10 protein-coding genes are annotated in these 14790 nt (G+C 68.0%); 1 reads left to right on the top strand and 9 read right to left on the bottom strand.

Annotation, left to right across the window (positions count from 1 at the left end; genetic code table 11):
* Positions 1–30 precede the first annotated feature (30 nt).
* Genes CY658_RS04020 through secA form a run of 5 tightly spaced genes read right to left on the bottom strand, consistent with a single transcriptional unit; the run spans position 31 to position 7406 of the window.
* Positions 31–1995 carry an acyltransferase family protein gene (locus CY658_RS04020; RefSeq protein WP_101488965.1) on the bottom strand — a complete coding sequence of 655 codons (1965 nt, stop codon included), beginning with the start codon at positions 1993–1995 and terminating at the stop codon, positions 31–33.
* Positions 1996–2032: 37 nt separating this feature from the next.
* Complete coding sequence (locus CY658_RS04015; protein ID WP_257884670.1) at positions 2033–2491, bottom strand: NUDIX domain-containing protein; 459 nt, start codon at positions 2489–2491, stop codon at positions 2033–2035.
* The gene (locus tag CY658_RS04010) at positions 2488–3363 is read right to left on the bottom strand and encodes an ATP-binding protein (RefSeq protein ID WP_099792377.1); all 876 of its coding nucleotides are present in this window, start codon (positions 3361–3363) and stop codon (positions 2488–2490) included. Before CY658_RS04010 ends, CY658_RS04015 begins: the two co-directional genes overlap by 4 nt.
* A complete protein-coding gene (gene argJ / locus CY658_RS04005; protein ID WP_101488963.1) occupies positions 3360–4589 on the bottom strand; it encodes a bifunctional glutamate N-acetyltransferase/amino-acid acetyltransferase ArgJ in 1230 nt (409 codons plus the stop codon). Before argJ ends, CY658_RS04010 begins: the two co-directional genes overlap by 4 nt.
* 30 nt (positions 4590–4619) lie before the next feature.
* The gene (gene secA, locus CY658_RS04000) at positions 4620–7406 is read right to left on the bottom strand and encodes a preprotein translocase subunit SecA (protein ID WP_101488962.1); all 2787 of its coding nucleotides are present in this window, start codon (positions 7404–7406) and stop codon (positions 4620–4622) included.
* A 204-nt stretch (positions 7407–7610) separates the two neighbouring features.
* Here secA and CY658_RS03995 point away from each other — a divergent pair, with 204 nt between their 5' ends.
* Positions 7611–7919, top strand: a complete 309-nt coding sequence (locus CY658_RS03995) for a DciA family protein (protein ID WP_056578205.1) — start codon at positions 7611–7613, stop codon at positions 7917–7919.
* Positions 7920–7940: 21 nt separating this feature from the next.
* Here CY658_RS03995 and CY658_RS03990 read toward each other — a convergent pair whose 3' ends face one another.
* The 4 genes from CY658_RS03990 to CY658_RS03975 all read right to left on the bottom strand — a co-directional run bounded on the left by CY658_RS03990 (position 7941) and on the right by CY658_RS03975 (position 14710).
* A complete protein-coding gene (locus CY658_RS03990) occupies positions 7941–9176 on the bottom strand; it encodes a pyridoxal-phosphate dependent enzyme (RefSeq protein ID WP_101488961.1) in 1236 nt (411 codons plus the stop codon).
* Positions 9177–9280: 104 nt separating this feature from the next.
* Positions 9281–9973 (bottom strand): hypothetical protein, encoded by a 693-nt coding sequence (locus CY658_RS03985; protein WP_257884669.1) that lies wholly within the window; start codon positions 9971–9973, stop codon positions 9281–9283.
* Between the two features lie 82 nt (positions 9974–10055).
* Positions 10056–11087: a response regulator transcription factor gene (locus CY658_RS03980; protein ID WP_257884668.1), complete on the bottom strand. Its 1032-nt coding sequence runs from the start codon at positions 11085–11087 to the stop codon at positions 10056–10058.
* A complete protein-coding gene (locus tag CY658_RS03975) occupies positions 11084–14710 on the bottom strand; it encodes a hybrid sensor histidine kinase/response regulator (protein WP_101490216.1) in 3627 nt (1208 codons plus the stop codon). Before CY658_RS03975 ends, CY658_RS03980 begins: the two co-directional genes overlap by 4 nt.
* Positions 14711–14790 lie beyond the last annotated feature (80 nt).

Here is a 14790-nt window from a genome sequence, read left to right as displayed (position 1 = left end):
GCACCGCAGCCCCAGGCTGCGGGCTCGTCGTCAGTTGGCCGTCGCGGGCTGCACGCCCTCTTCCAGGAACACCTTGTCCAGGTAAGTCGCGAACTGCCGCGTGAACGCAGGCCGCAGATGGCCGTGGTCCTTGTAGGCCGGCGCACCGTCGGGCATCGTCCGCGGGCACTGGCCGTCCTTGCACAGGGCGCCCAGCACGTCGATCGCTTCCGCACCGCTGGCAGCCGCGATCTGCAGGAGCCGCTGGTTGAGCTTCACCTGGTCGGCCAGCACAGGCGCTGTCGGCGAATTCCCCACCACCGACAGCGTGCGCAGGCGGCTGCCTTCGATCATGCGGCGGGGTTCGAAATCGTCGCCCAGCGCGTTGTCCAGCAGCAGATAAACCTTTTTCTTCTGCTTGACCAGCTCGGTCACCCACGCCTGCAACGCCACCAGCGAGGGCTCGATGCCGGCGCGATCGCCGCGGGTCAGGGAGAGCGAGGCGCCGTTCTCGCGCAGCACGTAGTCCAGTGGGAACTCGCCCGTGAAGTAGCAGTTCCAGCAGCTCCCGATCACCACGGTGTCGATCTGCGGATCGCGCGCCATCGCCATCCATTGGTCGCGGGCCGGGCCGCAGCCGGGGTTCTGTTCGGCGAAGACGTTCGGAATGGCCGGGCACGCGCCGTAGGTGAAGAAGTACGTGGTCGCCATGCGCTCGGGCGCGATGCGCGCCAGCTCTGCGGCACGGGGGCCGTATTCGATGACGTGGCTGTCGCCGATCAGCAGCACCTTGCGGGCGCCGTTGCCGATGCGGTTCACCGCGTAGGGACCGACGTTTTCCGAGGAGAAGCCGCTGTAGTAGTCGCCGTCCACCGTCGCATCCGTCACCTTCTGCAGCAGCTCGCTGTTGTGGCGCGCCGGCAGGCCATTCATCACGGCCACGCCGGCCACGGCCACGAAGGCACCCGTTCCCACGAGCGTGCGCAGCATGCCCACGCCGACGCGAGCCCGCGTGAACCGTTCGATGAAGCGGTAAGTCAGCCAGGCCAGCAGCACGCTCGCCACCACCATCGTCACGCGCGTGCCTACCGACGGCTCCGCGCCCTTGACGATCCGCGCGTAGACCAGCAGCGGCCAGTGCCACAGGTACAGCGGATAGCTGATGAGGCCGATCCACACCATCGCGCGGTTCGAGAGGAAATACTTGTTCAGCACGCCCGTCGGGCCGGCCGCGATGCAGCTCACCGCGCCCAGCGTCGGCAGCAGCGCCCACCAGCCGGGGAAGGCTTTGTCGCTGCGGATCATCACGAGGCCGAGCACGATCAGGCCCACGCCCAGCAGCGACTGCACATGGCTGCGCCAGATGTTCGGCACCGAAGGCTTGAGCCGCATGCAGGCCAGGATGCCGCCCACCATCAGCTCCCAGAAGCGCGAAGCGGGCGAGTAGAAGGCCGCCGTGCGGAACGGGTGGATCGTCGTCACGTTGATGAGGAACGACACCACGGCCAGCACCCACAACACCCGCACGATCGGCCAGCGCCGGCGCCAGGCCAGGCCGAGCAGCAGCGGCCAGAAAATGTAGAACTGCTCCTCGATGCCCAACGACCACAGGTGCAGCAGCGGCTTGGTCTCGGCGGCCGTGTCGAAGTAACCGGCCTCGCTCCAGAAGACGAAGTTGGCCACGAAGCCCACGCCGCCCAGCGCCTGCTTGCCCAGCTCGAGGAATTCCTTGTTCAGCAGCACGTACCAGCCGAAGGCGAGCACGCCCGCCAGCACCAGCATCAGCGCCGGGAAGATGCGGCGGATGCGGCGTGCATAGAAATCGCGGTAGCTGAAATCGCCGGCCGCGTGGCTCTGCATGATGATCGTCGTGATCAGGAAACCCGAGATCACGAAGAAGATGTCGACGCCGATGAAGCCGCCAGGCAGCAGCTTCGGAAACGCGTGGAAGATGACCACCGAGGCCACGGCCACGGCGCGCAGGCCGTCGATGTCGGCACGGTACTTGGGATGCATATCTCTTACTTCTCGACCACGGTCGTGCCGTGCGTCGTCAGGCGACGGTCGACACCGCCTCGGCGGCCGACGCGGGCAGGCCGCGTTCCTCGACCAGCCACGCCAGCACCGGCAACGCGCCCGGCAACACCGGCGCCACGTCGAGCGGCAGTTGCTGCCAGGCCATGGCCTGGCTCTCGCGCATTTCGAATTCGCCGGTCCAGTCCGTCACCTTGCACCAGTGCAGGCGCACCAGCGCGTGCGGGTAGTCGTGCTCGGTGACCTTCCAGACCTCGGCGCCACCGATGGTGATGCCCAGTTCTTCCTGCAGCTCGCGGCGCAGGGCTTCTTCGACCGTTTCGCCGGCCTCGATCTTGCCGCCCGGAAACTCCCAGTAGCCCGCGTAGGCCTTGCCTTCGGGCCGGGTGGTGAGCAGCAGCGCATCGTCGGCCAGCCGGATCAGCACGCCGACGGCCACTTCGGTGTGCTTGCGCACCGATTCCACAGCCTCGCTCACGCGCCGGCCCGCCCTGCGTAGTCACGTGCGAACTGGTAGGCCACACGGCCGCTGCGCGAGCCGCGCTCCAGTGCCCACACGAGCGCCTCGGGCCGTGCCGCCGCAATGGCCGCGTCGTCGACGCCGAACGACGAGAGCCACTGGCCCACGATCGTCAGGTATTCGTTCTGGCTGAAGGGATAGAAGCTCACCCAGAGGCCGAAGCGCTCCGACAGCGAAATCTTCTCTTCGATCACTTCGCCCGGATGCACCTCGCCGTCGTCCGTGTGCTTGTACGTGAGGTTGTCCTTCATGTACTCGGGCAGCAGGTGACGGCGGTTGCTGGTCGCGTAGATCAGCACGTTGGGCGTCGATGCGGCAATCGATCCGTCGAGGATCGACTTGAGCGCCTTGTAGCCCGGCTCGCCCTCGTCAAAGCTCAGGTCGTCGCTGAAGACGATGAACTTCTCGGGACGCTGCGACACCACCTCGACGATGTCGGGCAGGTCGACCAGCTCGGCCTTGTCGACTTCGATCAGACGCAGGCCCTGCGGCGCATAGGCCTGCAGGCAGGCGCGGATCAGCGACGACTTGCCCGTGCCGCGTGCGCCGGTCAGCAGCACGTTGTTGGCTGGCTTGCCTTCGACGAACTGGCGCGTGTTGCGCTCGATCTTTTCCTTCTGGACGTCGATTTCCTTCAGCGAATCGAGCGCCATCGTGGCCACGTGCTTCACGGGCTCCAGCACGCCATGGCCGGAGTTGCGACGGCGGTAGCGCCAGGCGATCGACGCGTTCCAGTCGGGAGGGGCCGACAGCGGTTGCGGCAGGATCGATTCGATGCGGCCGATGAGCTGCTCGGCGCGCTCGATGAGCTTCTGGAACTGCTCGTTCATGACCGGTAGTCGGCGTTGATCGTGACGTACTCGTGGCTGAAGTCGCAGGTCCACACGGTTTCGCTGGCGGTGCCGCGGCCCAGGCCGATGCGCACGGTGATTTCGCTCTGCTTCATCACGCGCTGGCCGTCTTCCTCGCGGTACGACGGGTTGCGCCCGCCCTTCACGGCCACATGCACGTCGTCCAGGAACAGGTCGATGCCGGTCTGGTCGAGGTCGGCAATGCCGGCATAGCCGACGGCCGCCAGGATGCGGCCCAGGTTCGGGTCGCTGGCGAAGAAGGCGGTCTTGACCAGCGGCGAATGCGCCACGGCGTAGGCCACCTGACGGCACTCGGCCGTGTCCTTGCCGCCGTCGACCTGGATGGTGATGAACTTGGTCGCGCCTTCGCCGTCGCGCACGATGGCTTGCGCCAGCAGGCGGGCCACGTCGCGCATCGCGGCCACGAGCGCCTGGCCGTCGGCCGAGTCGAGCGAGGTGATGGTCGCGTGCGCGGCCTTCTGCGTGGCAATGACCACGAAGGAGTCGTTGGTCGAGGTGTCGCCGTCGATGGTCACGCGGTTGAACGAGGCGTCGGCCAGCTGCTTGGCCAGCGGCTGGATCAGCGACGGGTCGATCTTTGCGTCGGTCGCCATGAAGCCGAGCATGGTCGCCATGTTCGGGCGGATCATGCCGGCACCCTTGCTGATGCCGGTGATGGTGACCGTGGCGCTGCCGATCTGCACCCGGCGGCTGAACGCCTTCGGGATCGTGTCGGTGGTCATGATGCCTTCGGCGGCACGGCCCCAATTGTTCTCCGACGCGTCGGCCAGCGCGGCCGGCAGGCCGGCTTCGATGCGGTCCACGGGCAGCGGCTCCATGATCACGCCGGTCGAGAACGGCAGGATCTGCTCGGGCGCCAGCTCCAGGTGGCGCGCCAGCGCGATGCAGGTCGAGCGCGTGCGCATCAGGCCGTCTTCGCCGGTGCCGGCGTTGGCGTTGCCGGTGTTGATCACCATCGCGCGGATGCCGTAGTTGGCCGCCAGGTGGTCGCGGCAGACCTGCACCGGCGCGGCGCAGAAACGGTTCTGCGTGAACACGCCGCCGACCGCCGAGCCTTCGTCGATCAGCACGACGGTCAGGTCCTTGCGGTTGGCCTTGCGCACGCCGGCTTCGGCCACGCCGATGCGGACGCCGGGCACCGCGAACAAGGCGGCAGGATCGGGAGCGGACAGGTTCACGGGCATGGAATTTCTCTCAATGAAAAGTGCGGGACTTCAGCTCAGCTTGCCGTGGCACTGTTTGTACTTCTTGCCGCTGCCGCAAGGGCAGGGGTCGTTGCGGCCGACGCGCGCAAAGGCGGCGGCTTCGGCGCTCAGGGCGCCCGTGCCGACGGCCGCGAGGCGACGCTGGTTCTCTTCGTCGACGCGCACCTCGACCTCGCCGGTCTCGGTGGGCGCGGTGTAGGTGATGTTCGAGACGTTTTCGCCGCGGCTTTCCATTTCTTCGGCCGCCTGCTCGAGCTGTTCGCCCGACTGCACGCGCACCGTCATGAGCTGACGGGTGACTTCGTTCTTCACCGAGTCGAGCAGCTGGCCGAAGAGCTCGAAGGCCTCGCGCTTGTATTCCTGCTTGGGCTGCTTCTGCGCATAGCCGCGCAGGTGGATGCCCTGGCGCAGGTAGTCGAGCGAGGCCAGGTGTTCGCGCCAGTGGGTGTCGATGCTCTGCAGCAGCACCATGCGTTCGAACTGGGTGAAGTTCTCCTGGCCGATCAGCGTGACCTTGGCGTCGAAGCTCTCGTTGGCGTAGGCCACGATTTTTTCGACCACTTCCTCGTCGGAGATGGCGTCGGCGGCCTCGACCTGCTGCTTGAGCGGCATGTCGATGCCCCACTCGCTGAACAGGCTCTTCTCGAGGTTCTCGAGGTCCCACTGCTCTTCGACCGATTCGCGCGGCACGTACTGGCGCGCGAGGTCGGTGAAGCAGCCTTCGCGCAGCGCGGCGATCTGCGCCGTGAGGTCGGCCGCGTCGAGGATGTCGTTGCGCTGCTGGTAGATCACCTTGCGCTGGTCGTTCGACACGTCGTCGTACTCGAGCAGCTGCTTGCGGATGTCGAAGTTGCGCGCCTCGACCTTGCGCTGCGCGCTCTCGATGCTGCGCGTGACGATGCCGGCCTCGATGGCTTCGCCGTCGGGCATCTTCAGGCGGTCCATGATCGCCTTCACGCGGTCGCCCGCGAAGATGCGCATCAGCGGATCGTCCAGGCTCAGGTAGAAGCGCGACGAACCCGGGTCGCCCTGGCGGCCCGAACGGCCGCGCAGCTGGTTGTCGATGCGGCGCGATTCGTGGCGTTCGGTGGCAATGATGCGCAGGCCGCCCAGCGACTTCACGAACTCGTGGTCCTTGGTCCATTCGGCGCGCACGTGGGCAATGTCGGCCTCTTTGGTGGCTTCATCGCGACCTTCGTCGTTCTCGATCGCCTCGATCATCTTCTCGATGTTGCCGCCCAGCACGATGTCAGTGCCGCGACCGGCCATGTTGGTCGCGATGGTGATCATCTTCGTGCGACCGGCCTGCGCGACGATGTCGGCTTCGCGGGCGTGCTGCTTGGCGTTCAGCACCTGGTGCGGCAGGCCTGCCTTCTCGAGCAGGGCGTCGATGATTTCCGAGTTCTCGATCGACGAGGTGCCCACCAGCACCGGCTGGCCACGCTCGTAGCACTCGCGGATGTCTTGAATGGCCGCTTCGTACTTCTCGCGCGTGGTCTTGTAGACGCGGTCGAGCTGGTCGTCGCGCTTGCTGATGCGGTTCGGCGGAATGATCGTGGTCTCGAGACCGTAGATTTCCTGGAACTCGTAAGCCTCGGTGTCGGCCGTGCCGGTCATGCCGGCCAGCTTGCCGTACAGGCGGAAGTAGTTCTGGAAGGTGATCGAGGCCAGCGTCTGATTCTCGGCCTGGATCTCGACGCCTTCCTTGGCTTCCACGGCCTGGTGCAGGCCGTCGCTCCAGCGGCGACCGCTCATGAGACGGCCGGTGAATTCGTCGACGATGACCACTTCGCCCTGCTGCACCACGTAGTGCTGGTCGCGGTGGTACAGGTGGCGGGCACGCAGCGCGGCATTCAGGTGATGCATCAGCGTGATGTTGGCCGGGTCGTACAGCGACGCGCCTTCGGGAATCAGCTTCAGTTCGCCCAGGATGCGCTCGGCGTTCTCGTGGCCGTCTTCGGTCAGGAACACCTGGTGGGTTTTCTCGTCGACCGTGAAGTCGCCAGGCACCGTGACGCCCTCGCCCGTGCGCGGATCGGCTTCGCCTTCCTGCTTCGTGAGCAGCGGCACCACCTTGTTGATCGCCAGGTACAGGTCGGTGTGGTCTTCGGCCTGGCCGCTGATGATCAGCGGCGTGCGGGCCTCGTCGATCAGGATGGAGTCCACCTCGTCGACGATCGCGAAGTTCAGGCCACGCTGCACCCGGTCGCCGGGCTCGTAGACCATGTTGTCGCGCAGGTAGTCGAAGCCGTACTCGTTGTTGGTGCCGTACGTGATGTCGCTGCCGTAGGCGCCCTGCTTTTCCTCGCGTGGCATCTGCGGCAGGTTGATGCCGACCGACAGGCCCAGGAAGTTGTACAGGCGGCCCATCCAGGTCGCGTCGCGGTTGGCCAGGTAGTCGTTCACCGTGACCACGTGCACGCCCTTGCCGGACAGCGCGTTCAGGTACACGGGCAGCGTGGCGGTCAGCGTCTTGCCTTCGCCGGTGCGCATTTCGGAGATCTTGCCGTTGTGCAGCGCCATGCCGCCGAGCAGCTGGACGTCGAAGTGGCGCATCTTCATGATGCGCTTGGAGCCTTCACGCACGGTGGCGAAGGCTTCGGGCAGCAGGTCGTCGAGGCTTTCGCCCTTGGCGACGCGGTCCTTGAATTCCTGCGTCTTGGCGCGCAGCGCGTCGTCGCTGAGCTTTTCGAACTCGGGTTCGAGCGCATTGATGCGCGTCACCGTCTTGCGATACTGCTTGAGGAGCCGGTCGTTGCGACTGCCGAAGATCTGGGTCAGGAAGTTGGTTGCCATGGGCGTGGAGAGGGGCGGGCACCTGACACGACAGGCACTGCGACCGGATTCCCTAAGATATGGTGAAAGCAGTTGGGCGCACCTTCTTCGAATGCAAGCTTGGCAAGTCTCGAAGTCGGATGGCCCCGTTCCGGAACAAACGCCGACGCAAGCGTCGGCAAACCGGGCATTTTAGCTGTCTTGTTTCTAACCCCTGGATTACCCATGTATCGCCGACTTCCCCCCGCCATTTCACTGCACGAAGCTGCGGCAGGCGCCCCCACCCTGGGGAGCCTGATGGCGCGCGCGCGGGACACGGCCGAGCGGCTGAAGGCCATCGAAGGGTTGATTCCGCCGGCCATGCGCGCGGCCATCCAGCCGGGGCCGGCCGAGGGCGACGTGTGGTGCCTGCTGGTCAAGGGCAGCGCCGCCGCGGCCAAGCTGCGCCAGCTGTCGCCGATGCTGGTCACGCGCCTGAAGAACCGCGGCTGGGACGTCGCGACGATCCGCATCAAGGTGTACACGGGGCGCTGAGCCCCGGGGCCGCACACCGCTTCAAGCGGTGACAGCGCGATCGGGCCAGCTCGGATCGCTCGACGCGTCCGAGGTCAGCACCAGCACGACGTGCGCATCGGCCGCGATGGTCTCGGCCTCGCGCAGTTGCCGCACCGCCCCCAGGCCCGCCGCCGCCGCCAGCTCGGCGCTCACGCCGGCCGCGGTGAGCAGCCGCCGCGCCGCACGGGCCTCATCGTCGCCCACCACCACGGCACCGCCGCCGCTGGCCGTCGCAGCTTGCCATTGCAGATACGTGACGGTCGCGCCCGCGCTCGACAGCTGCGCCGTGCGACCGGGGTAGCTGCCGTTGAGCGCCCCACCCCCGAGCACACGCGACAGCCTCGGAAAAGGCTCGACCAGCCACATCCGCGGCAGGCGCGCGATGCGCCCCGCCGCCAGCAGGTCGCGAAAGCCGGCGTAGATGCCCCAGGCCATGTCGCCGCGCCCGGTCGGCACCACGACGTGGTCGGGCAGGCCGCCATCCTGCAGGCATTCCTCGGCAATGGCCTTGTAGCCCTCCACGCCCAAGGGCGCGCTGCCGAGCGCCGGCAGGCGGTAGTTGGAAAGCGCGAAATAGCCCGGGTACTGCGAGCGCTCGCGCACGAAGCCCCAGCGGCCGGTGTTGTCGGCGAACACATAGCGCCGCGCGCCCAGTGCGTCGAGCTGGCGCGCATAGGTGGCGGGCATCGCCTCATAAGTGGCCACTTCGCAACCGAGCCCCGCGGCCCACGCGTAGTGTGCCGCCGACACCGCCGTGTTGCCCGACGACGCCAGCACCAGCGTGTGGGCGCCGGCGTCCAGCGCCTGCGCCACGCCCATCGCGGTCAGCCGGTCTTTGGGCGAGCCGGTGGGGTTACGCGATTCGTCCTTGATGCTCAGGCGCGCCACGCCGAACTGCTGCGCGAGATCGGGCATGTCGTGCTGCGGCGTGTTCCCCTCGCCGAGCGAAAAGCCCTGCACGTACGGCATCGGCACCACGTCCGCGCCGCCGGGCCGGTAGCTTGCGCGCAGGCCGACGTGAAAGCCGGCCTGCCGACAGGCCGGACAGCCGTCGTTGGCGAGCGAAACCGGGTACAGCGTGTCGCAGCGCAGGCACTGCAGCCCCTGCAGGCGCGGATTGCGCTCCGGTGTGAACGAGCGGCCGAGCACCCCGGCCGGCCGGCCCGGCAGGAAGGTCTGCGCGGGGCTCTCCGGCGGTGCGGTGAACTTGAAGTCCAGAACGGGCGATGGGGTCACGGATCGTTGACTCGTTAATAAATGTGACGGAATCTTATTCAAAATCAACCAAATCCACGATACGGGAGTTCATCCCATTGCAGTGGATTTCAGTTTCTCTTCACTTATTTCCACATGAATTCGTGGTTCAGCCCGATCACCACGCCGCGCACGCCCTGCGGCCCAGTGCGCGACGTGCTGATGTCGACGCTGATCAGCGGCGTCAGGCTGACGCGGCCGCCCACGCGCGAGGTCCACACGCCCCCGGCCCGGTGGCGCTCCGCGATCAGCGACACGGCATCGTTCAGCGCCCACTCCACCGCCAGGCCGGCGCGCGACGTGCGCGCGCCGGTGCCCAGCGCCCAGTCGGCGCCGAGGTTGGCGTGAAATTGCAGGCTCTCGGTGGGCCGCCAGGTGATCGGCACGACCAGCTGGCCGCCCATGCGACCGCCGCGCCGCAGATCGGCCACCGCGCCCATCGACACGGCGGCGCTGAAAGGCGCGTCGGCGGCCGTCCCGGCAAAGGTCCATTTGAGTTGCGGGCCGCCCGTGACCGAGTGAATGCCCTGCGCTGAGAGCCGGTCGACGTTCAGCCCCAGCTCGACCGGCCCGACCCGGCAGGCCGGCCCGACATGCAAGCCCGTCGTGACCGGCTCGGCGCCGCTGCGGCCCCACCAGGTTTCGTACTGGCACTGGCCCGGATCGAGCGTGCCGGCATCGTCGACATCGAAGTGGCCGGCGGCCTGCGCGCCGAGGCCCGGCAGCGCCGCGCATGCAGCGAGCAGCAGGCGTGCGGTGCGTTTGTTGTTGTTCTTCATCTCGTGCTTCCCTCAGAGAGCCCTGCCTCATTCTAGGAAGCCGGAAAGTCCACGCCATGACGCGGCGCCGCCCTCGCACCCTTCAGAACTCGAACTGCGGCTGCAGCTCGCGGATGCGCTTGATCGCCACGCCGGCCGCTGCCGTGCGCGTCTCGACGCCCAGCTTCACGTACACGCGCTCCAGGTGCTTCTTGGCGGTGGCTGGGCTGCTGCCGAGGATCTCGCCGATGTCCTTGTTGGTCTTGCCCTTGACCACCCAGTACAGCACCTCGGCCTCGCGCGCCGTGAGCTTCAGGCTCAGGCTCATGGCCTCGATCACGGCGGTGTCGGACACCTCGCGCATGACGATCATCCATTCGTCGCCGGCGTCGTCCTCGCCGGTCTGGCGGTGCAGCCGCAGGCTCAGGCTGCGCGCGCCCTGCGCGATGACCAGCGCGGGCGGCTCGATGCCGCGTGCGCGGGCTTCGGGCGCATGCTGGCGCAGCCAGTCGAGCACGGCCGGCGGCGTCTCGGGCGCCTGCGTTTCGCAGTAGCGCGACAGCAGGTCGCGCGCCAGCGCCGTCTGCCAGATCAGCCGCCCCTCGGGCAGCCGCACCGTGATGCTCGCGTAGCCGAAGGCGTCGAGCGCATTGCGTGCCTGCCCCGCCTGGTGCGCCTCCTGCCGCGCGCGGCGGGCGCCCTGCAGGTGCACGTTCATGCGCGCCAACACCTCCTTCGGCTTGATCGGTTTGGTGACGTAGTCGACCCCGCCCGCCTCGAGCGCGGCCACGAGGTGCTCGGTCTCGGTGAGGCCGGTCATGAACACGATGGGAATGTGCGCGGTGGCCGCATCGGCCTTGAGACGGCGCGCCACCTCGAAGCCGTCGATGCCCGGCATCATGGCGTCGAGCAGCACGATGTCGGGGCGCGCCTGCGCGGCGCGCTGCAGCGCCTGCTCGCCGTTGGTGGCGATGAGCACGGTGTAGCCCGATTCGTCGAGCGCGTCGTGCAGCACGGCGAGGTTGTCGGGCACGTCGTCGACGATCAGCACCAGGTCGCCGTGGGCGCCCTGCTGTTCACGCAGCGTGCGGGCGAGCGGCGAAGTGAGCAGGCTCGGTGGAGACAAGAGAGTCATGCAGCGCCCTCGGCGGCTTCGGCCAGCGCGCGGCCCATGGCCTCGAACTGGAACTGGCGGGCCAGCGCGCGCTGGGCCTCGGTCCATGCGGCGCACTCGGGCTGCGCGGCGTCGATGTCGTCGAGCTGGTTCATGATGCCGCGAAAGTAGCCCAGGCCCACGGCCTCGTCGAGTGCGCGCAGACGCGCCAGCGACGGCGGCTGCATCGCGCGCGGCGCGGCGACGGCGGGCGCGGGCCGCGCGGCGGTGTCGGTCCATTTCAAGGCGAGCCGACGCTCCAGCCAGTCGAGCAGTTCGGTGTGGCGCACAGGCTTGACGAAGAAGTCTTCGGGCGCGATGCCCACGTCGTTGTCGAGTCCCTTGTCGAAGGCGTTGGCCGAGACGATCGCCACCGACGCGTCGGCCAGCCCCAGCTTGCGCGCGCGGCGGATGGTTTCCCAGCCGTCGATGCCGGGCATCGCGAGGTCGACGAACATGGCGTCGGGCCGGTAGCCCGCGGCGATGAGGTCCAGCGCGTCGTGCCCGCTGGCCGCGCTGCGCAGCTCGAAGCCCAGCGGCGCGAGCACATGGCCCAGCAGCTCGCGGTCCGCCTCTTCGTTGTCGACCACCAGCAGGCGCCGGCGCACGCCCTCGTAGCCGCGCCGTGCACGCGGCACTGGTGCGATGCGCGCGACACCCGCCACCGCCTCATGCACCCGTGGCAGGAACAGCCGCACGCAGAACAGCGAGCCCTCGCCCGGCGTGCTGCGCACCTTCATCTCGCCGCCCATCAGGTCGGTCAGCATCTTCGCGATGGTCAGGCCCAGGCCTGCGCCGGGCGCCGACGACACCGCCGCGTGGCCGCGCGCAAAGGGCTCGAAGATGCGCTCGATGTCGGCGTCCGTCATGCCCGGCCCGGTGTCCTCGATCTCGATGGCGGCGAACTCGCGTGCATAGGAAATGCGCAAGGTCACCTGCCCCGCCGCCGTGAACTTGATCGCGTTGCCCAGCAGGTTGATGAGGATCTGGCTCACGCGCTTCTCGTCGGCGCGCACCACGTCGGGCAATGCGCCGGCCGCCTCGAAGCGAAAGCGCAGGCCCTTCTCGGCCGCCTGCAGCTCGAACATGTCGGCCAGCTCGCGCATCGCGTCGGCGAAACGCATGGGCCGGGCGTCGAGCGTGAGCTTGCCGGCCTCGATGTGGGCGATGGCCAGCGTGCCCTCGATGAGCGACAGCAGGTGCTCGCCGCCACGCTTGATGACGGCCACCGCCTGCTGGCGGTGCGGCGGCACCGAGTGGTCTTCGCCCATGAGCTGCGCGTAGCCCAGGATGCTGTTGAGCGGCGTGCGCAGCTCGTGGCTGATGGCGCTGATGTAGCGGCTCTTGGCCTGGTTCGCGAGGTCCGCCGCGCGCCGCGCCTGGTCGGCCGCGAGCTTGGCGTGCTCAGCAATCTCACGGGCTTCTTCGGCGCTTTGCTTGGCATCCTGCAGCGCGCGGTCGGTCTCGCGGTGCAGAGCGATCTCTCGCACCAGCAGGTGGGTCTGCCGGTTCGATTCCTCTTGCGCCACCTTGCGGCTCTGGTGCGCCAGCACCAGCCACCACGCGACGATGCCCGCGATGACCAGCAGCGCCATGTAGGCCTTGAGAAAGCCCGAGCGCAATGAAGCCTGCTGCACGGCGACAAGCGCCCCGGCCACGTCGACCTGCGTCGCCAGCGCGAGCGCGCCCTCGCTCAGGGCCCGCAGCTCCTGCTGGTAGAGCACGCCGAACACCACGGCCAGCAGCGGCACGATCACCAGCATCAGCAGCAGGAAGTGCCCGAGCCCCGTGTCGAGGTAGCGCCAGCTGCGGCGCGGCAGCAGCCAGCGCAGCACGGCGGACCACTGCGCCGACAGGCTCGCGTGCGGCTTGCACAGGTCGCCGCAGCGCGCGTCGAGCGTGCAGCACAGCGAGCAGATCGCGCCCTGGTAGGCCGGGCAGTGCGCCATGTCGGGCCCTTCGTATTCGCGCTCGCAGATCACGCAGTGCTGCACCTTCAGACGCTGGTAACTGCCGCCATCGTCCGACGACGGCTCGACCCGCGCCCAGCGCACCTTGCGCCCGCCCGCAGCCGGCGCGAACAGCACCGAGCCGCCCACATCGGAGATCCGCGCGAGGTAGTACTTGCCGCCCGTGGCCCACGCCAGCAGCGGCGACGCCACCAGCGCCGTGCCGAGCGCAATCAGCGCCGAGAACGCCTGCGCCAGCGGCCCGAACACACCGAGGTGCGCCGTGATCGACAGCACCGACGCCAGCGCCATCGCGCCCACGCCCACCGGGTTGATGTCCCACAGGTGCGCGCGCTTGAACTCGATGCCCGGCGGCGACAGCCCCAGCGGCTTGTTGATGACCAGATCGGCCACCACGGCCATCATCCAGGCGATGGCGATGTTGGCGAACAGCCCGAGCACGTCGCCCAGCGCCTCGAACACGTTCATCTCCATCAGCATGAAGGCGATGAGCGCGTTGAACACCACCCACACCACGCGCCCCGGGTGGCTGTGCGCCACGCGCGAGAAGAAATTGCTCCAGGCCAGCGAGCCCGCGTAGGCGTTCGTCACATTGATCTTCAGCTGCGAGATCACCACGAACAGCGCCGTCGCCGCCACCGCCCAGCCGTAGTTCGGGAACACGTACTCGTAGGCCGCCAGGTACATCTGGTTCGGATCGACCGCGCGCTCGATCGGCACCATGTGCGTGATCGCCAGGTAGGCCAGCGCCGCCCCGCCCAGCATCTTGACCACGCCCAGCACCACCCAGCCCGGCCCGCCCGCCAGCACGCCGGCCCACCAGCGGCGCGCCGAGCCCGCCGTGCGCGCGGGCATGAAGCGCAGGTAGTCGGCCTGCTCGCCCATCTGCGTGATGAGCGCGATGCCGACCGTCAGCGCAGCACCGAACAGGTGCAAGTTGAATCCTTGTGCGCCCGACTTCGCCCCGCTGTAGTGCGTGATGCCCGCGAACGCACCAGGATCGCGCACGAGCACGAAGACAAAGGGCACGACCAGCATCAGCAGCCACAGCGGCTGCGTCCACAGCTGCAGCCGGCTGATCACCGACACCCCGTGCGTGACCAGCGGAATCACCACCAGCGCGCACACCAGGTAGCCCCACACCGGCGGAATGCCCAGCGCCAGCTCGAGCGCATAGGCCATCACCGCCGCCTCGAGCGCAAAGAAGATGAAGGTGAAGCTCGCGTAGATCAGCGAGGTGAGCGTGGAGCCGATGTAGCCGAAGCCCGCGCCGCGCGTGAGCAGGTCCATGTCCAGGCCATAGCGCGCCGCGTACACGCTGATCGGCAGGCCCGCCAGGAAGATGATGAGCCCCGTGACGAGGATCGCCCAGAAGGCATTGGCAAAGCCGTACTGCACCAGCAGCGTGGCGCCGACCGCCTCCAGCACCAGGAACGAGGCCGCCCCGAACGCCGTGTTGGCCACCCGCCATTCGGACCATTTGCGAAAGCGCTGCGGCGTGTAGCGCAGCGCGTAGTCCTCGAGCGTTTCGCTCGCGACCCAGCTGTTGTAGTCGCGCCGCACCTTCACGATGCGCTGGGGCGCGTCGTCGGGAAGGAGGGGGGCGTCAGGTGAATTCACACCGTTTCGGTGCAGCTTCCGTGCCACCAGGTACGGCATTTGGCGAACAGGGCACGACTGTTGCAAAGAGATCGGCTTGCCCATAATCACCGACC

The organism is Variovorax sp. RO1, assembly GCF_002849325.1.
Taxonomy (GTDB): domain Bacteria; phylum Pseudomonadota; class Gammaproteobacteria; order Burkholderiales; family Burkholderiaceae_C; genus Variovorax.
This window is presented reverse-complemented; position numbering and strand designations above follow the sequence as displayed.

Excerpts from the sequence above, each read along its gene's own strand:
- CY658_RS03980 (WP_257884668.1), bottom strand. The coding sequence starts at position 11,087 with ATGACTCTCTTGTCTCCACCGAGCCTGCTCACTTCGCCGCTCGCCCGC.
- argJ (WP_101488963.1), bottom strand. The coding sequence starts at position 4,589 with ATGCCCGTGAACCTGTCCGCTCCCGATCCTGCCGCCTTGTTCGCGGTG.
- secA (WP_101488962.1), bottom strand. The coding sequence starts at position 7,406 with ATGGCAACCAACTTCCTGACCCAGATCTTCGGCAGTCGCAACGACCGG.
- CY658_RS04010 (WP_099792377.1), bottom strand. The coding sequence starts at position 3,363 with ATGAACGAGCAGTTCCAGAAGCTCATCGAGCGCGCCGAGCAGCTCATC.
- CY658_RS03985 (WP_257884669.1), bottom strand. The coding sequence starts at position 9,973 with ATGAAGAACAACAACAAACGCACCGCACGCCTGCTGCTCGCTGCATGC.
- CY658_RS04020 (WP_101488965.1), bottom strand. The coding sequence starts at position 1,995 with ATGCATCCCAAGTACCGTGCCGACATCGACGGCCTGCGCGCCGTGGCC.
- CY658_RS03995 (WP_056578205.1), top strand. The coding sequence starts at position 7,611 with ATGTATCGCCGACTTCCCCCCGCCATTTCACTGCACGAAGCTGCGGCA.